The organism is Mycobacterium sp. NGS69, from assembly GCF_059812165.1.
In genome coordinates this window covers 59,828-76,950 of record NZ_JCALCD010000011.1, presented here as the reverse complement: position 1 = coordinate 76,950, position 17,123 = coordinate 59,828, and the positions used below count along the sequence as shown (strand labels likewise).

Annotated in this window: 17 protein-coding genes, 1 tRNA gene and 2 pseudogenes; 15 read left to right on the top strand and 5 right to left on the bottom strand. The window is 68.7% G+C overall.

Translation table 11 applies throughout. The features are described from left to right. Window positions 1-149: 149 nt before the first annotated feature. From tnpB to AC5Y2S_RS26045, 11 genes are all read left to right on the top strand, one after another. Window positions 150-1,529 carry an IS607 family element RNA-guided endonuclease TnpB gene (gene tnpB, locus AC5Y2S_RS26095; protein ID WP_499959320.1) on the top strand — a complete coding sequence of 460 codons (1,380 nt, stop codon included), beginning with the start codon at window positions 150-152 and terminating at the stop codon, window positions 1,527-1,529. A 143-nt stretch (window positions 1,530-1,672) separates the two neighbouring features. Continuing rightward, entirely contained in the window at window positions 1,673-2,728 is a 1,056-nt protein-coding gene (gene murG / locus AC5Y2S_RS26090) for an undecaprenyldiphospho-muramoylpentapeptide beta-N-acetylglucosaminyltransferase (protein ID WP_499959381.1), read from the top strand. A gap of 50 nt (window positions 2,729-2,778) precedes the next feature. Further along, window positions 2,779-4,209 carry a UDP-N-acetylmuramate--L-alanine ligase gene (murC, locus tag AC5Y2S_RS26085; protein ID WP_499959380.1) on the top strand — a complete coding sequence of 477 codons (1,431 nt, stop codon included), beginning with the start codon at window positions 2,779-2,781 and terminating at the stop codon, window positions 4,207-4,209. Continuing rightward, a complete protein-coding gene (locus AC5Y2S_RS26080; RefSeq protein ID WP_499959318.1) occupies window positions 4,206-5,141 on the top strand; it encodes a cell division protein FtsQ/DivIB in 936 nt (311 codons plus the stop codon). Before murC ends, AC5Y2S_RS26080 begins: the two co-directional genes overlap by 4 nt. Window positions 5,142-5,326: 185 nt before the next feature. Continuing rightward, window positions 5,327-6,478, top strand: coding sequence for a cell division protein FtsZ (ftsZ, locus tag AC5Y2S_RS26075; RefSeq protein ID WP_499881242.1), 1,152 nt, complete (start codon window positions 5,327-5,329; stop codon window positions 6,476-6,478). A 49-nt stretch (window positions 6,479-6,527) separates the two neighbouring features. Beyond that, the gene (gene pgeF, locus AC5Y2S_RS26070) at window positions 6,528-7,247 is read left to right on the top strand and encodes a peptidoglycan editing factor PgeF (protein WP_499959317.1); all 720 of its coding nucleotides are present in this window, start codon (window positions 6,528-6,530) and stop codon (window positions 7,245-7,247) included. 5 nt (window positions 7,248-7,252) lie between these two features. Beyond that, a complete protein-coding gene (locus AC5Y2S_RS26065; RefSeq protein WP_499959379.1) occupies window positions 7,253-8,029 on the top strand; it encodes a YggS family pyridoxal phosphate-dependent enzyme in 777 nt (258 codons plus the stop codon). Window positions 8,030-8,095: 66 nt separating this feature from the next. Beyond that, window positions 8,096-8,752 (top strand): cell division protein SepF, encoded by a 657-nt coding sequence (locus AC5Y2S_RS26060; protein ID WP_499959316.1) that lies wholly within the window; start codon window positions 8,096-8,098, stop codon window positions 8,750-8,752. A 117-nt stretch (window positions 8,753-8,869) separates the two neighbouring features. After that, a complete protein-coding gene (locus AC5Y2S_RS26055; RefSeq protein WP_066937558.1) occupies window positions 8,870-9,172 on the top strand; it encodes a YggT family protein in 303 nt (100 codons plus the stop codon). A 239-nt stretch (window positions 9,173-9,411) separates the two neighbouring features. Then, window positions 9,412-10,224 (top strand): DivIVA-like cell division protein Wag31, encoded by an 813-nt coding sequence (gene wag31, locus AC5Y2S_RS26050; RefSeq protein WP_499959314.1) that lies wholly within the window; start codon window positions 9,412-9,414, stop codon window positions 10,222-10,224. A 94-nt stretch (window positions 10,225-10,318) separates the two neighbouring features. Beyond that, complete coding sequence (locus AC5Y2S_RS26045) at window positions 10,319-10,675, top strand: hypothetical protein (protein ID WP_499959313.1); 357 nt, start codon at window positions 10,319-10,321, stop codon at window positions 10,673-10,675. 3 nt (window positions 10,676-10,678) lie between these two features. Here AC5Y2S_RS26045 and AC5Y2S_RS26040 read toward each other — a convergent pair. Next, window positions 10,679-11,365 (bottom strand): annotated as a pseudogene (locus AC5Y2S_RS26040) (phosphoribosyltransferase); the annotation flags it as partial. Between the two features lie 146 nt (window positions 11,366-11,511). On the opposite strand from AC5Y2S_RS26040, the gene AC5Y2S_RS26035 reads away from it, so the two are divergent. Then, the gene (locus tag AC5Y2S_RS26035) at window positions 11,512-11,712 is read left to right on the top strand and encodes a hypothetical protein (RefSeq protein ID WP_499959311.1); all 201 of its coding nucleotides are present in this window, start codon (window positions 11,512-11,514) and stop codon (window positions 11,710-11,712) included. A gap of 41 nt (window positions 11,713-11,753) precedes the next feature. Here the strand turns inward: AC5Y2S_RS26035 and AC5Y2S_RS26030 are convergent, their stop codons facing one another. The 3 genes and pseudogenes from AC5Y2S_RS26030 to AC5Y2S_RS26020 form a co-directional block, all read right to left on the bottom strand. Then, on the bottom strand, window positions 11,754-12,188 hold the full coding sequence (locus tag AC5Y2S_RS26030) for a type II toxin-antitoxin system VapC family toxin (protein WP_499959309.1): 435 nt from the start codon (window positions 12,186-12,188) through the stop codon (window positions 11,754-11,756). A gap of 3 nt (window positions 12,189-12,191) precedes the next feature. Continuing rightward, a pseudogene (locus AC5Y2S_RS26025) lies at window positions 12,192-12,497 on the bottom strand (type II toxin-antitoxin system Phd/YefM family antitoxin); the annotation flags it as partial. A gap of 414 nt (window positions 12,498-12,911) precedes the next feature. Next, the gene (locus tag AC5Y2S_RS26020) at window positions 12,912-13,487 is read right to left on the bottom strand and encodes a TetR/AcrR family transcriptional regulator (protein WP_499959308.1); all 576 of its coding nucleotides are present in this window, start codon (window positions 13,485-13,487) and stop codon (window positions 12,912-12,914) included. A gap of 119 nt (window positions 13,488-13,606) precedes the next feature. On the opposite strand from AC5Y2S_RS26020, the gene AC5Y2S_RS26015 reads away from it, so the two are divergent. After that, complete coding sequence (locus AC5Y2S_RS26015) at window positions 13,607-14,494, top strand: alpha/beta fold hydrolase (RefSeq protein WP_499959306.1); 888 nt, start codon at window positions 13,607-13,609, stop codon at window positions 14,492-14,494. 30 nt (window positions 14,495-14,524) lie between these two features. Further along, window positions 14,525-15,385 carry an alpha/beta fold hydrolase gene (locus AC5Y2S_RS26010; protein WP_499959304.1) on the top strand — a complete coding sequence of 287 codons (861 nt, stop codon included), beginning with the start codon at window positions 14,525-14,527 and terminating at the stop codon, window positions 15,383-15,385. A 177-nt stretch (window positions 15,386-15,562) separates the two neighbouring features. On the opposite strand, the gene AC5Y2S_RS26005 is transcribed toward AC5Y2S_RS26010, so the two are convergent. Then, window positions 15,563-15,648 (bottom strand) — tRNA-Leu (locus AC5Y2S_RS26005). A 123-nt stretch (window positions 15,649-15,771) separates the two neighbouring features. Here AC5Y2S_RS26005 and AC5Y2S_RS26000 point away from each other — a divergent pair. Further along, complete coding sequence (locus tag AC5Y2S_RS26000; protein WP_499959302.1) at window positions 15,772-17,118, top strand: M20/M25/M40 family metallo-hydrolase; 1,347 nt, start codon at window positions 15,772-15,774, stop codon at window positions 17,116-17,118. Window positions 17,119-17,123: the final 5 nt, after the last annotated feature.

Genomic DNA, 17,123 nt, shown 5'->3' with positions numbered 1-17,123 from the left:
CGGCGGGCTGCGGGTAGCTACCTGTTGTGGGTTGGGTGGTCGGTGGTGTGCTGTAGGGACTGATGTATGAATCTGGTGGCGTGGGCTGAGCGTGCGGCCGGCAACTCCGCTCAGCGCGCGCTGACGGCTTGGCAGCGCGGTGGTGCCTGATGGCGAAGTTTGACGTGCCCGAGGGCTGGTGTGTGCAGGCGTTTCGGTTCACGCTGGCCCCGACCGAGGAGCAAGCGACCAACTTAGCGAGGCATTTCGGTGCGCGTCGTAAGGCCTTTAACTGGACGGTCGACACCCTGAAAGCCGATATCGACGCGTGGCACGCGATGGGGGTCGAGACCGCGAAACCATCCCTTCGGGTGCTTCGGAAACGCTGGAACGCCGTCAAGAACGACATCTGCGTCGACGCGGACACCGGCGAGGTGTGGTGGCGCGAATGCTCGAAAGAGGCCTACGCCGACGGCATTCGCGGAGCGGTGGACGCGTATTGGAACTGGCAGACCTCCAGATCGGGCAAGCGTGCCGGGCGATTGGTCGGCTTCCCGCGCTTCAAGCGCAAAGGCCACGACACTGATCGGGTATGTTTCACCACCGGTGCAATGCGCGTCGAACGCGACCGCAGGCACCTCACACTTCCCGTGATCGGCACGGTCCGCACGCGCGAGAACACCCGCCGCATCGAACGCCTCATCCGTGCCGGCCGAGCGCGGGTCCTCGCGATCTGCGTGCGCCGCAACGGCACTCGGTTGGACGCGAGCGTGCGGGTGCTTGTCCAACGGCCCCAGCAACCCAACGTCGCGCTGCCTGCTTCGCGGGTCGGTGTCGATGTTGGGGTGCGGCGGCTGGCCACAGTCGCCACCGCCGACGGTGTCGTGATCGAACAAGTCCCCAACCCGAGACCGCTCGACTCCGCGTTGCGGGAGCTACGACAAGTGTGTCGGGCGCGATCCCGTTGTGTGAAAGGCTCGCGGCAGTACCGGGAACGCACCACCCAGATCTCCCGGCTGCACCGCCGGGTCCATGACGTCCGTACGCATCACCTGCACGTCCTGACAACACGATTGGCTCAAACTCACGGCCTGGTCGTTGTTGAAGGTTTGGACACGGCAGGGATGGTGCGGCAAAAGGGCTTGCCGGGTGCCCGCGCTAGACGGCGCGGACTCTCGGACGCGGCCCTGGGCACGCCGCGGCGCCAGCTGTCGTACAAGACGGGCTGGTACGGGTCGGCACTGGTGGTCGCGGATCGCTGGTTCCCGTCATCGAAAACCTGTCACGCCTGCGGGCATGTGCAGGACCTCGGTTGGGACGAACATTGGCAATGCCATGGCTGTTCGGTCACCCATCAGCGTGATGACAACGCCGCAATCAACCTCGCACGCTACGAGGACACCGATAGCGTCGTCGGCCCAGTTGGGGCCGCCGTCAAGCGTGGAGCCGACCGTAAGACCAGGCCTAGCCCGGCTGGTGGCCGTGAAGCGCGGAAGGGAACCAGCCAATCGGCTGGGGAACAACCCCGAGATGGGGTGCGAGTCGCGTGACCACCAAAGATCACTCACTCGTAACGGCAAGCCCCTTGCCCGCCGGTGCCGCATCATCGGCCCTTGATTCCCCGTCGTCGGCCAATTCCGGCCTGTCCGTCGTGCTGGCCGGCGGCGGGACGGCCGGCCACGTGGAGCCCGCCATGGCCGTCGCCGACGCGCTGCGCGCCCTGGATCCGCACGTCCGGATCACGGCGCTGGGCACCGCCCGTGGGCTGGAGACCAGGCTGGTGCCCGAGCGCGGCTATCACCTCGAGCTGATCACCCCGGTCCCCCTGCCGCGAAAGCCCAGCGGCGACCTGGCCCGGCTGCCACCGCGCGTCTGGCGCGCCGTCCGGGAGACGCGCGCGGTGCTCGACGCCGTCGACGCCGACGTGGTGATCGGCTTCGGCGGGTACGTGGCGGTGCCGGCCTACCTGGCCGCCCGCGGCATCCCCGGGCTTCGGCGCCGGGTCCCGGTGGTGATCCACGAGGCCAACGCCCGGGCCGGCATCGCCAACCGCGTCGGCGCGCGCACGGCCGACCGGATCCTCTCGGCGGTGCCGGATTCCGGGCTGCGCGGCGCCGAGGTGGTCGGGGTGCCGGTGCGGGCGGCCATCACCGCGCTCGACCGCGCCGCGCTGCGCGCCGAAGCCCGCAAGCACTTCGGCTTCGCCGACGACGCGCGGGTGTTGCTGGTGTTCGGCGGCTCGCAGGGCGCGGTCTCGCTCAACCGGGCGGTGTCGGCGGCCGCGGCCGACCTGGCCGCCGCCGGCGTCGCCGTGCTGCACGCCCACGGGCCCAAGAACACCCTCGAGCTGCGCACGCCCGAGCCGGGCGACCCGCCCTACGTGGCGGTGCCCTACCTGGACCGGATGGACCTGGCCTACGCCGCCGCCGACCTGGCCATCTGCCGATCGGGGGCGATGACGGTCGCGGAGGTGTCGGCCGTCGGCCTGCCGGCCATCTACGTGCCGCTACCGATCGGCAACGGCGAGCAGCGGCTCAACGCGCTGCCGGTGGTCAACGCAGGCGGGGGCATCATCGTCGCGGACAGCGCCCTGACGCCGGCGCTGGTCGCCCGCGAGGCGGGCGGGTTGCTCAACGACCCGGCGCGGCTGGCGGCCATGACGACGGCCGCCGCGCTGGTGGGGCATCCGGACGCGGCGCGACGGGTGGCCCAGGCGGCGCTCGACATCGCGGCGCGGAGGCGCGGGTGACCGCCGAGCAGTTGCCGCACTCGCTACCCCCTGAGTTACAGAGGGTGCACATGGTCGGCATCGGGGGAGCCGGGATGTCCGGCATCGCCCGCATCCTGCTCGACCGGGGCGGCCTGGTCTCCGGGTCCGACGCCAAGGAGTCGCGCGGCCTGCACGCGCTGCGGGCCCGGGGCGCGCAGATCCGCGTCGGCCACGACGCGTCGGCGCTGGATCAGCTGCCGGGCGGCGTCACCGCGGTCATCACCACCCACGCCGCCATCCCGAAGACCAACCCCGAGCTGGTCGAGGCGCGCCGGCGCGGCATCCCCGTCGTCCTGCGGCCCGCCGTGCTGGCCAAGCTGATGGCCGGGCGCACCACGCTGATGGTCACCGGCACGCACGGCAAGACGACGACGACGTCGATGCTGATCGTGGCCCTGCAGCACTGCGGGCGCGACCCGTCGTTCGCGGTGGGCGGGGAGCTCGGCGAGGCCGGCACCAACGCGCACCACGGCAGCGGCGACTGCTTCGTCGCCGAGGCCGACGAGAGCGACGGCTCGCTGCTGGAGTACACCCCCAACGTCGCGGTGGTCACCAACATCGAGGCCGACCACCTGGACTTCTACGGCAGCACCGACGCGTACGTCGAGGTGTTCGACGCGTTCGTGGAGCGGCTCGCGCCCGGGGGAGCGCTGGTCGTGTGCACCGACGACCCGGGGGCGGCGGCGCTGGCCGAGCGCACCGCCGAGCTGGGCATCCGGGTGCTGCGCTACGGCTCGGCGGGCGACGGCCTGGCCGCCCGGCTGTTGTCGTGGGAGCAGCAGGGCACCGAGGCGGTCGCGCACATTCAACTGGCGGGCGAGGAGCACCCGCGCGTGATGCGGCTGTCGGTGCCCGGGCGGCACATGGCGCTCAACGCGCTGGGCGCGCTGCTGGCGGCAACCGAGATCGGCGCGTCGGCCGACGAGGTGCTCGACGGGCTGGCCGGATTCGAGGGCGTGCGGCGCCGATTCGAACTCGTCGGGACCTCGGGAACCGGCCCGGAGGCGGTGCGGGTGTTCGACGACTACGCCCACCACCCCACGGAGATCGGCGCCACGCTGGCGGCGGTCCGCACCGTCCTCGAGCAGAGCGGTCTCAGCGGCCGGTCCATCGTGGTCTTCCAACCCCATTTATATTCGCGCACAAAGGCTTTCGCGGCCGAATTCGGTCGCGCCCTGGACGCCGCGGACGAAGTTTTCGTCCTCGACGTCTACGGCGCGCGCGAACAACCGCTGACCGGCGTCAGCGGGGCCAGCGTCGCCGAGCACGTCGGCGTGCCGGTGCGCTACCTCCCTGATTTCTCCGCCGTCGCCGAGGAGGTCGCCGCGGCCGCCGGCCCCGGCGACGTCGTCGTCACGATGGGCGCCGGCGACGTGACCCTGCTGGGTCCCGAGATCGTGACCGCGCTGCGGGTGCGGGCCAACCGCAGCGCGCCGGGCCGGCCGGGGATCCCCCGATGACCGAGCCGAACCAGCCCACCCCACCCGACCCGGGCGCCGACACCGCCGACGGCGTGATCACCGAACCGCTCGCGACGGGGGAGCAGGACGGCGCGGCGCCCGAGGACCAGGCCGAGTTCGAGGGGCCGCGGCGACGGGCCCGACGGGAGCGGGCCGAGCGCCGCGCCGCGCAGGAGCGCGCCCGGGCCATCGAGGAGGCCCGTCGCGAGGCCAAGCGCCAGGCCAGCGGGCGCATCGTCAACCAACCCAAACCCGCCACCCGCGGCGTCGTCCGGGGGCTGAAGATGCTGCTGATCAGCGTGGTGCTGGCCGTCGTCGGCGTCGGGCTCGGGCTGGTGCTGTATTTCACGCCGGCCATGTCGGCGCGCGAGATCGTCGTCACCGGGACGGGCACGGTGACGCGCGAGGAGGTCCTGGACGCGGCGCGAGTGCGGCCCGGCACGCCGCTGCTGCAGATCAACACCAACCAGGTCGCCGAGCGGGTGGCCGCGATCCGGCGGGTGGCCAGCGCGCGCGTGCAGCGGCAGTACCCGTCGGCCCTGCGCATCACCATCGTCGAGCGGGTACCGCTGGTGGTGAAGGACTTTCCCGACGGCCCGCACCTGTTCGACCGCGACGGCGTCGACTTCGCGACCGCGCCGCCGCCCCCGGCGCTGCCCTACATCGACGTCGCCGACCCCGGCCCGACCGACCCGGCGACCAAGGCCGCGCTGCAGGTGCTGATCGCGCTGCGCCCCGAGGTGTCGGGCCAGGTGGCCCGCATCGCCGCCCCGTCGGTGGCCTCGATCACGCTGACGCTGGGCGACGGGCGGGTGGTGATCTGGGGGACCACCGACCGCACCGACGAGAAGGCCGAGAAGCTGGCCGCCCTGCTGACCCAGCCGGGCCGGACCTACGACGTGTCCAGCCCCGATCTGCCCACCGTCAAGTAGCCGCGCGGAAGCCACGCCAGGAAAAATTTGCGTGCCGCGCCTCGGCGCGCCTGCGGGATTAGCGCCCGCCGGACCCATACCGTTCTGTTTGCGCGGAACTACTTGACATAACTCTAACTCTATGGTTGAGGTTGAGAGTTTGCCAAGCGGACACACCGAGTCCCACCAGGGAGGAAGAAGTAATGATGACCCCCCCGCATAACTACCTGGCCGTCATCAAGGTTGTGGGTATCGGTGGCGGCGGCGTCAACGCCGTCAACCGGATGATCGAGCAGGGCCTCAAGGGCGTGGAGTTCATCGCCATCAACACCGACGCCCAGGCGCTGTTGATGAGCGACGCCGACGTCAAGCTCGACGTCGGCCGCGACTCCACCCGCGGGCTGGGCGCCGGAGCCGACCCCGAGGTCGGTCGCCGGGCCGCCGAGGACGCCAAGGACGAGATCGAAGAGCTGCTGCGCGGGGCGGACATGGTGTTCGTCACCGCCGGCGAGGGCGGCGGCACCGGCACCGGCGGGGCGCCGGTGGTGGCCAGCATCGCCCGCAAGCTGGGCGCGCTGACCGTCGGCGTGGTCACCCGGCCGTTCTCGTTTGAGGGCAAGCGGCGCGGTAACCAGGCCGAAAGCGGCATCTCCGCGCTGCGCGAGAGCTGCGACACGCTCATCGTGATCCCCAACGACCGGTTGCTGCAGATGGGCGATGCCGCGGTGTCGCTGATGGACGCGTTCCGCAGCGCCGACGAGGTGCTGCTCAACGGCGTGCAGGGCATCACCGACCTGATCACCACGCCGGGCCTGATCAACGTCGACTTCGCCGACGTCAAGGGCATCATGTCCGGCGCGGGCACCGCGTTGATGGGCATCGGCTCGGCGCGCGGCGAGGGCCGCTCGCTCAAGGCCGCCGAGATCGCGATCAACTCCCCACTGCTGGAGGCGTCGATGGAGGGCGCCCAGGGCGTGCTGATGTCGATCGCCGGCGGCAGCGACCTGGGCCTGTTCGAGATCAACGAGGCGGCCTCGCTGGTGCAGGACGCCGCCCATCAGGACGCCAACATCATCTTCGGCACCGTCATCGACGACTCGCTGGGCGACGAGGTGCGCGTCACCGTCATCGCGGCCGGCTTCGAGGCCAGCGGGCCGGGCCGAAAGCCCGTGATCGGGGGCAGCGCCGCGGACAAGTCCGGCGCGCACCGGATCGAGTCGGCGAAGGCCGGCAAGCTCACGTCGACGCTGTTCGAGCCTGTCGACGCGGTGAGCGTGCCGGTGCACACCAACGGCGCGACCTTGAGTATTGGCGGCGACGACGACGACGTCGACGTGCCGCCGTTCATGCGCCGCTGACGCCGTGCGCGTGACACAGCAACGGCCTGGCTTTCCGGATACTGGTCACGTGAGCGTTCGCATCCGGCGGGTGACGACCACCCGGGCGGGCGGGGTCTCGGCGCCGCCGTTCGACACCTTCAACCTGGGCGACCACGTCGGCGACGACCCGAAGGCGGTGGCCGCCAACCGGTCCCGGCTGGCCGCCGCCCTCGGCCTGAGTGTCAAGGGCGCCGCCGACCGGGTGGTGTGGATGAACCAAGTCCACGGCGACCGGGTCGAAGTGGTCGACGGACCGCGGGACACGGCGGTCGACGGCACCGACGCGCTGGTGACGAGCACTCCGCGATTGGCGCTGGCGGTGGTGACCGCCGACTGCGTGCCCGTACTGATGGCCGACGCGCGCGCCGGCGTCGTCGCCGCCGTGCACGCCGGTCGCGTCGGCGCGGCGCGGGGGGTGGTGGCGCGCGCGGTGGAGGCGATGCTGAAACTGGGCGCGCAGGCCGCCGACATCTCGGCGCTGCTCGGGCCGGCGGTCAGCGGTCGCAACTACGAGGTGCCCGCCGCGATGGCCGACGAGGTCGAGGCGGCGCTGCCGGGCAGCCGCACCACCACCGCGGCCGGCACCCCCGGACTCGACCTGCGCGCCGGAATCGCTTGCCAGCTCCGCGATTTGGGTGTCATGGCGATCGACATCGATCCGCGCTGCACGGTGGCCGACCCGACCCTGTTCAGCCACCGCCGGGGCGCACCGACCGGTCGGCTGGCGTCGCTGGTCTGGATGGAGTGACCACCATGGCGGTGGACATGCCGGCCGGGCAAGACCGCGAAACGGAATTGACACGCGCATTGGCGGCGGTTCGTTCGCGACTTGCGGCGGCCGCGGAAGCGGCGGGCCGCAATGTCAGCGAAATTGAACTTCTCCCCATTACCAAATTCTTTCCAGCAACCGATGTAGCGATTTTGTCTCGATTGGGTTGTCGCAGCGTTGGCGAATCTCGCGACCAGGAAGCCGCGGCGAAGGTCGCCGAAGTCGCGCGGTTGGCCACTACTCCGGCCCTTGCGGACTTACCGAATATGCACTGGCACATGGTCGGCCGCATTCAGCGCAATAAGGCGCGGTCGCTGGCCAACTGGGCGCACACCGCCCACTCGGTCGACAGCACGCGGCTGGTGACCGCGCTCGATCGGGCGGTATCGACGGCCCTGTCCGAGGGGCGCCGGCGCGAGCCGCTGCGCGTCTACGTCGAGGTCAGCCTGGACGGCGACGTGTCCCGCGGCGGCGTCGACATCACCGGGCCCGGCGCCCTCGATCAGGTCTGCGCCCAGGTGGCGGACTCCAAAAGCCTGAAACTGCTCGGCTTGATGGGCATCCCGCCGCTGGACTGGGACCCGGGGCGGGCCTTCGACCTGCTGCAATCGGAGCACCGCCGGGTGCTCGAATCGCACCCGGACGCGGTGGGCCTGTCCGCCGGCATGTCCAACGACTTCGAAATCGCCGTAAAACATGGTTCGACGTGTGTGCGTGTCGGTACCGCGCTATTGGGTCCGCGGCGGTTACCGTCACCGTGAGTAGTCACTGTAGTCACACCTTCATCACAGACACCAATAATCCCAGGGGCTAGAAGGGTTTAAGCGATGAGCACACTGCACAAGGTCAAGGCCTACTTCGGTATGGCTCCGATGGAGGACTACGACGACGAGTACTACGACGACCGTGCGCCCTCCCGCGGCTTCCCCCGTCCGCGCTTCGACGAGGGCTACGGCCGTTTGGATGGCCGCTATGACGGGCGCGACTACGACGACCCGCGCGGCGAGCCCGCCGACTACCCGCCGACCGGTGGCTACCGCGGCGGCTACGCCGACGAGGGGCGCTACGGCCCCGTGCATCCGCGCGAGTTCGACCGTCCCGAGATGAGCCGCCCGCGCCTCGGGTCGTGGCTGCGGAATTCCACGCGCGGCGCGCTGGCGATGGACCCACGCCGCATGGCGATGCTGTTCGAAGAAGGCAGCCCGTTGTCCAAGATCACCACGCTGCGTCCGAAGGACTACAGCGAGGCGCGCACCATCGGCGAGCGGTTCCGCGACGGCACCCCGGTCATCATGGACCTGGTGTCGATGGACAACGCCGACGCGAAGCGGCTCGTCGACTTTGCGGCCGGCTTGGCCTTCGCGCTGCGCGGCTCGTTCGACAAGGTTGCGACCAAGGTGTTCCTGCTGTCGCCCGCCGACGTCGACGTCTCACCCGAGGAGCGGCGCCGGATCGCCGAAACCGGTTTTTACGCTTACCAATAGGCGCACCCGTCCCGCCGCCTGGCAGGTCAGCGTCGGTGAGGTGTGTGCCCGCACCCCGGAATCGGTACGCTGGCGGCTGATATTCGGGTCATCTCATCGGTAAGGTCGGGGCTCCAGTTGGTGCTGTTCTTTCAGATCCTTGGGTTCGCGCTGTTCATCTTCTGGCTGCTGCTGATCGCCCGGGTCGTCGTCGAGTTCATCCGTTCGTTCAGCCGCGACTGGCGTCCGACCGGCATCACGGTGGTGATTCTCGAGATCATCATGTCGATCACCGACCCGCCGGTGAAGCTGCTGCGGCGGTTGATCCCTCAGCTCACCATCGGGGCGGTCCGCTTCGACCTCTCGATCATGGTGCTGCTGCTGGTCGCGTTCATCGGCATGCAACTCGCGTTCGGCGCCGCGGCGGGAGCCACGCCGTGACCGCGGCGACGAAGCCGGGAGACGGTTCGGCCACGTTTTAGCGTCGGTTCGGCGGCCGCGATTTAAAAACTTTAAGGGTTTGGATTTTATTGGTCTTAGTGTTTGAAATTGGTTCTTAATTATTGGGCTAATCGGCTACCGCCGGGTCTGGTGTGACAGGATGGACGGCAGTTGCACGACGGCAACCACTCCGTTCTACACTTTCCAGATCGTTTGACAGGAACTCGAGGGGACGAACAATGCCGCTTACACCAGCCGACGTCCACAATGTGGCGTTCAGTAAGCCGCCGATCGGCAAGCGCGGTTACAACGAAGACGAGGTCGACGCCTTCCTCGACCTGGTGGAAAACGAGCTGACGCGGCTCATCGAGGAGAACTCCGATCTGCGTCAACGCATCGAGGAGCTGGACCGCGAGCTGGCCGCCGGTGGCGGTGGTGGCGCCGCCCAGCCCACCCAGGCGATTCCCACCTTCGAGCCCGAACCCGAGCCGGTCAAGCCGGCGCCGGTCGTGGCGGCCCCGCCGCCCCCGGCCCCCGCGCCCTCCGCGGGAACCAACGAGGAGCAGGCCCTCAAGGCCGCCCGGGTGCTAAGCCTGGCCCAGGACACCGCCGACCGGCTCACCAGCACCGCCAAGGCCGAATCCGACAAGATGCTGGCCGACGCGCGCGCCAACGCCGACCAGATCCTCAGCGAGGCCAAGCACACCGCCGAGACCACGGTCGCCGAGGCCCGGCAACGCGCCGACGCCATGCTGGCCGACGCCCAGAGCCGCTCGGAGACCCAGTTGCGGCAGGCCCAAGAGAAGGCCGACGCCCTGCAAGCCGACGCGGAACGCAAGCATTCCGAAATCATGGGAACCATCAACCAGCAGCGCACCGTGCTGGAAGGCCGCCTCGAGCAGCTGCGCACGTTCGAACGCGAATACCGCACCCGCCTCAAGACCTACCTCGAATCCCAGCTCGAGGAACTCGGCCAGCGCGGGTCGGCGGCACCCGTCGACTCCAGCGCCGACGCCGGCGGGTTCGACCAATTCAATCGGGGTAATAACTAGCCTGGCAGCCGTGCCGGGTACTCGCCAAGCCACGACGCGGCACACTAACCTGCACTAGACCTGGCAGTCCCGCTCGTCGCCTGGAGGATGGCCGATGCTGATCGTTGCGCTGGTACTCGCCCTGATCGGGCTCGTCGCGTTGGTGTTCGCGGTCGTCACCAGCAACGAGTTGGTCGCCTGGGTGTGCATCGGCGCCAGCGTCCTGGGCGTGGTGCTGCTGATCATCGACGCCCTGCGGGAACGCCAGCGGCGCGACGCCGAGCCCGAGCCCGAGCCCGAGCCCGCGGACGAAACCGGGGACAAGGACGCGTTGGTCGATTACCCCGAGGAACTCCCGGACCAGGACGAACAGCGGTTGGAGGCCGGGGAGACCACGATCGCCGAGTCGTTGGATGCCGGCACCGAACCGAGCGACGAGCCGGCGGTCCCGGGCGACGACCGCGCCAAGTAACCGTCAGCGCGTCGGCATATTCAGCAGCTCGCGGACCTCGTCGTCACTGACCTGGTTGAAATCGGCGTAGACCTGCCCGACGGCTTCGAATCCGGGCGGCATGGTCACGCACACCACCTGGTCGGCTTCCTGCCCGATCTCGCGACACGTCGACGGGGGACCGACCGGCACCGCGACGACGATCGACTGCGGCCCCGCGGCCCGCAGGGCCCGGACGGCGACCAGCATGCTGGCGCCGGTGGCGATCCCGTCGTCGACCAGGATCACGATCTTGCCGCGCGGGTCGGCGATGGGGCGCCCACCCCGATAGGCCTGCTCGCGCCGGTGCAGTTCGGCCGCCTCGCTGGCGATCACCTCGCGCACCTGCTCGTCGGTGATGTGCAGGCTGGACACCACGTTGTCGTTCATCACCACGGCACCGCCGCTGGCCAGCGCGCCCATCGCGAGCTCGGGCCAGCGCGGCACCCCGAGCTTGCGGACCAGGAACACGTCGAGCGGGGCGTGCAGCGCGGCCGCGATTTCCCACGCCACCGGGACGCCGCCGCGGGCGAGCCCGAAAACCAGTAGATCGTCCTTGCCTCGGTAGGACGCCAACTGCTCGGCGAGCACGCGGCCGGCCTCACGACGGTCGCGGAACGTGCGCGTCGCCGTTCGCCGAAGAAAGCCGCTCGGTGGGGTCATGGGTCGCATTCGGAGGCTACTGGCTTTTACCCAGCCTACGTGCGGCGTCGCGGTTATCGAAGAAGTCCGTCCGGCCGGATTTCGCCGGTGAGATTGATCACTCAGATAGCCTTGTGCGGGAGGGGAATTGGCGGCGACACGAGAGGAACGGCGAAATGGGTCGGCGCACTTACACGTCCTACAGCATTGCCTGCGCGGTGGTGTGGGCCGTCATCTTGATCGGGGTTTCGGCGGTGGCCGGCGCGGATACCCGGCGCACGTTCCTGTTGGTCGGCTTTGGGTGGGGGATCGGCTGGTTGTCGGCGACGATCGCCAGGGCCGTCTACCCGCCGCCGAAGCGGGGTATCGGGTTGTAGTCCGTGCTGCGCTCGACTCACTCTGGCGTCGGGAGGTCGGGCTAGGGATCGAGTTGGGCGGGGGCGACGCGGCACCCGGCGGCTTGGGCTCCGATGTGCAGGCGTCGGTCCCAAACGGCGACGATCAGGCCGGGGTCGCCGACTGCCAACGCGCTGGCCAGATGCACAGCGTCGGCTCCGCGCAAGGCATGGGTTCGGGCGAGGTGGCCGGCGTGCTGTTCAATCGTCGCGGTCAGTTCGATCGGGCGGGTGGCGGCCCAGAAATCTCCCCAGTCACGCTCGGCTTCGGCAAGCTCGGATTCGGTTAGGTCGCGATTGCGGGCTGCTGCGGCGAGTGCGGCGCGGACTTCGGGGTAGGCCAGACGGCTGGACAATGCGGCGTCGCAGCCGTCCCATAGAGCGGTCGCCAGCGAACTCCCTGTCTCGCTGGTGAGAAGTTTGACGAAGGCGCTGGCGTCGAAGTAGACGAGCGGCACCGGTCAGCGCCGCTGGTCGCTGACTCGGTCAGACACCGGCCGCCGTGGTCGGGGTCTGGACCGTCCCGCAGCGACAGGCCGCGGCGCGGTGGCCTTGCCAATCACGCCTTCGGCCGTGAGACGCTCCAAAGTGCCTGCGCTGTCCAGCGCAGCGAGTCGCGCGACCGGAATCCCACGGTCGGTGATGACGACCTCACCACCAGCCCGAACTCGATCGAGCCAATCGCTGAGGTGTGCGCGCAACTCGGTCACAGATACCTCCACACCATGAACTGTACACTCACTGAACCGTGATTTGTACATATAGCTGCTGGCTGCAGTAACGACTCAGCGCGGCGTCCGGTGCCGCCAGCTTTTTACCAAGGGTCTTTCACTCACAAGACCGGGCTAAGGGCCGACTCGGCCCGCCTTCCGCGATATGGTGGTGCGGCGTAGATAAGCGAAAGTGCTTGTACTGCAGGGCATGACGCGCGCGGAACGGTCGATGCCGTGCCAGTCCCGATTGGCGAGCATTTAGTCGCGCTCGGTCTAGCGCGTGAGCTGCCTCGGCGGTGCTGTGCTTGCTGTGTTTACCAGTCCAGTCGCCGCCGGTGGTGTCTGGTTCCTGCCGTACTGGTCGACGACGAACGCTTTCCTCGCTACTTCCTTCGGGTTTGAGCGCGGCTGAGGACGCATGACCGGACCCCGCGGTCAGGCCGCCTAAGGTGAAATGTGTTGTTTGTACTAGCGTTTGAGCAACGACTCGGCGTTGAGGATGCCGGCGGCCAGGATCTCGTCGGACAGCGCTCGGTCCGAGACCGCGCGCGCCAGTTGCAGGGTGCCGACCAAGGCGGTGATCAACCCTAGCGCTTGGGCGCGTGCGCTCGATGGATCGCGCGGACAGATTTTCGCAGCGATCTGATCGACGATGGATTGCATTCCCTGCGTGTATGTTTCGCGAACCGTGTCGTTGCAACGCACGATCTCGTCGAGCAGGGCGGCGTTCGGGCACCCCGATTCGGGGTGGTCGCGGTGTTGCGGTGACAGGTAGTCGCGGATGTAGTCCTCGATCGCCGACCGTTCCGGCGGCAACGCGCTCAGGGTGTCGAACTGCACGCGTAGCTGGTCGGCCACCACGTTGGCCACGAGGTCGTCCTTGGATTCGAAGTGCGCGTAGAACGCGCCGTTGGTCAGTCCGGCATCGGACATGAGCGTGGCGATTCCGGAGCCATCGATGCCACCCCGTTTGAACCGCTCGCTAGCCGTGCCGATGATCCGCTTCCGCGTCGCGGCCTTGTGCTCCGGGTCGTAACGCGCCATGGGCGACCTCCCAGTTGTCTTCGGAATCTCGTGCTTGACCCACGCTATCACTTTAGCTTACGGTCATAATAGTATGATCGTAAGTCAATCGAGGTTCTTCCCAGGGAAAAGCCTTCCTGATGACCACTGCGCACGACCCGCTGACAGACCTTCCCACCGAAAGGTGCACCGTGAGCACGACCTGGAAAGACGCACCGACCCGAACCATCAACGTCAATGGCGTGGGCTTCGCGTACCGCGAACTCGGAACCGGCACAGGCGTTCCTGTGGTGTTCCTGCATCACCTCACTGCCGTCCTGGACGACTGGGATCCACGCGTGGTCGACGGCATCGCCGCCCACCGCCGCGTCATCGCCTTCGACAACCGCGGCGTCGGCGCCACCGGCGGCTCCGTGCCGACCACCGTCGAACAGATGGGCACCGACGCCATCGCGTTCATCCGCGCCCTGGGCCTCGAACAGGTCGACCTGTTCGGGTTCTCCCTCGGCGGCGGGGTCGCGCAGATGGTCGCCCTGCAGGCACCGCAGCTGGTGCGCCGCATCATCCTGGCCGGCACCGGGCCGCGCGGCGGCGGTGGCATCGACAAGATGGCCACGATCGTCGGCGCCGCCTACCTCAAAGCGGCCCTGACCCGCAGCGACCCGCGTGACTTCCTGTTCTTCCCCCGCACCCCCGTAGGCAAACGCGCCGCAGCCGACTACCTGCAGCGGCTACGGGAGCGCACCACAGGCCTCGACAAGAAAATCTCCCTGCAAGCCCGCGTCGCCCAGATCAAAGCCATCCGCCACGCCGGTCAGAGCCAGCCCGACGACCTCTCGGTGATCACCCAGCCCGTCCTGGTGGTCAACGGAGCCAACGACTTGATGGTCGCCAGCGAACACTCCGCCGACATGGCACGCCGGCTGCCCAACGCCCAGCTGGTCATCTACCCCGACTCCGGGCACGGAGGCGTGTTCCAGCACCACCGCGAATTCGTCCCCGCCGCATTGCAATTCCTCGCCGACTAACATCCACCCACAATTCTGAGGACACCACTCATGGCCATTAACCAGCAGCACCCGAACACCGTCACGTCCTACAAGGACGCACCGACGCGCACCGTCACCGCCAAGGGCGTCACCTACGCCTACCGCGAACTCGGAGCCACCGGGGGCATCCCCGTCGTCTTCCTCGTCCACCTCGCGGCGACGCTGGACAACTGGGATCCCGCCGTCATCGACCCCATCGCCGCCGATCACCACGTCATCGCCTTCGACAATCGCGGCGTCGGGGCCTCCACCGGGCGCGTTCCCGACACCGTCGAATCGATGGCCGACGACGCCTACACCTTCATCACCGCGCTGGGATACGACACCGTCGACCTCTTCGGCTTCTCCCTGGGCGGCATGGTCGCCCAAGCTCTTGTGCTCAAACACCCCGACCTGGTCCGCAGGCTCATCCTGACCGGAACCGGTCCCGCGGGCGGCAACGGAATCGACAAGGTCGCCGGCACCACGTACTACGACTCGCTGCGCGCCACCCTCACCCTCAAGGACCCCAAGGAGTACCTGTTCTTCAACCGCGACGACACCGGCAAGCGCGCGGCCCGCGCGTTCGTTGAACGCCTCAAGCAACGCACCACAGACCGCGACGCGAAGATCGCCGTCAAAGCCTTCCAAACCCAGCTCAAGGCCATCAAACGCTGGGGACGCTCCACCCCCGCCGACCTGTCGCGCATCACCAAGCCCACACTCATCGCCAACGGCGACAACGACCGCATGGTCCCCAGCGTGCTCTCCGAGGACATGCACCGACGAATCGCCGGATCCGAACTGATCATCTACCCAGACTCCGGCCACGGCGCGATCTTCCAGTACCATCGCGAATTCAGTGACGCCGCAATCAAATTCCTTGCATAGGGGCCAGGTTCCATCGAATCCGCCGCCAGACCCATCCGATGACGCGGCCTCGGCCGTGCTTGGTGGGGCAATTTCGCTCGCCTCGGTCGCCGGATGTGTGTTCGCGGCTTCGCCGCTCAACACACTCCATCGGCTCGGAAATGAATGCGAGCATTCATTTCGCTCGCCTCAGTCGTGTGTCCGAGGGGGGACTTGAACCCCCACGCCCATTAGTAGGGCACTAGCACCTCAAGCTAGCGCGTCTGCCATTCCGCCACTCGGACCAGACCAACGAGAGTTGGCAGCTAAGGCTATCGGATCCGCCCGTGCGGACCCAAGTTAGCTCGCCGCGCGCCGGGGGTTCCGGCCCGAGCCCGGCGGCGCCGGCAGTGGTAGGAAAGGTGGTTGTGACCGAGCACACCGAGCTGACGTCCGATGCCCGCGACGATGTGGCCGAGGTTGTCAGCCGGTTGATCCGGTTCGACACCACCAACACCGGCGAACCCGAGACCACGCGGGGCGAGGCCGAGTGCGCGCAGTGGGTCGCCGAGCAGCTCCAAGAGGTCGGCTACCTGCCGCAATACATCGAGTCCGGCGCGCCCGGGCGCGGCAACGTGGTCGCCCGCCTGAAGGGCGCGGACAGCTCACGCGGCGCCCTGCTGATCCACGGGCATCTCGATGTGGTCCCGGCCGAGCCCGCCGATTGGACCGTGCACCCGTTCTCGGGCGCGATCCGCGACGGCTTCGTCTGGGGCCGCGGCGCGGTCGACATGAAGGACATGGTCGGCATGATGCTCGTGGTCGCCCGGCAGTTGAAGCGCGACCGCGTCGTGCCGCCGCGCGATCTGGTGTTCGCGTTCGTCGCCGACGAGGAGCACGGCGGCCACTACGGGGCGCAATGGCTGGTCGACAATCGGCCGGAGCTGTTCGACGGCGTCACCGAGGCGATCGGCGAAGTGGGCGGGTTCTCCCTGACCGTGCCGCGCCGCGACGGGGGAGAGCGCCGGCTCTACCTCATCGAGACGGCCGAGAAGGCCATGTCGTGGATGCGGCTGAGCGCCCACGGCCCGGCCGGACACGGGTCGATGGTGCACGACCAGAACGCCGTCACCGCCGTCGCCGAGGCGGTCGCCCGGCTGGGCCGGCACCAGTTTCCGCTCGTGGTGACGGACACGGTCGCGCAATTCCTCGCCGCCGTCAGCGAGGAGACCGGCCTGAGCTTCGACGTCGAGTCGGACGACCTGGCGGGGACGATCGACAAGCTCGGCCCGATGGCCCGCATGCTCAAGGCCGTGCTGCACGACACCGCCAACCCGACGATGCTCAAGGCCGGGTACAAGGCCAACGTCATCCCGGCGACGGCGGAGGCGGTGGTGGACTGCCGCATCCTGCCCGGCCGCAAGGCGGCGTTCGAGGCCGAGGTCGACGAGCTGATCGGCCCCAATGTGACCCGCGAATGGATCAGGGATCACCCGTCGTATGAGACCAGCTTCGACGGCGATCTGGTCGACGCCATGAACGCCGCCGTGCTGGCGCTCGACCCCGACGGCCGGACGGTGCCCTACATGCTTTCCGGAGGGACCGACGCGAAAGCCTTCGCGCGCTTGGGCATTCGCTGCTTCGGCTTCAGCCCGCTGCGGCTGCCGCCCGATCTGGATTTCGCCGCGCTGTTCCACGGCGTCGATGAACGGGTACCCATCGACGCGCTGAGGTTCGGCACCGACGTGCTGGCACACTTTCTAACGCACTGCTGATGACG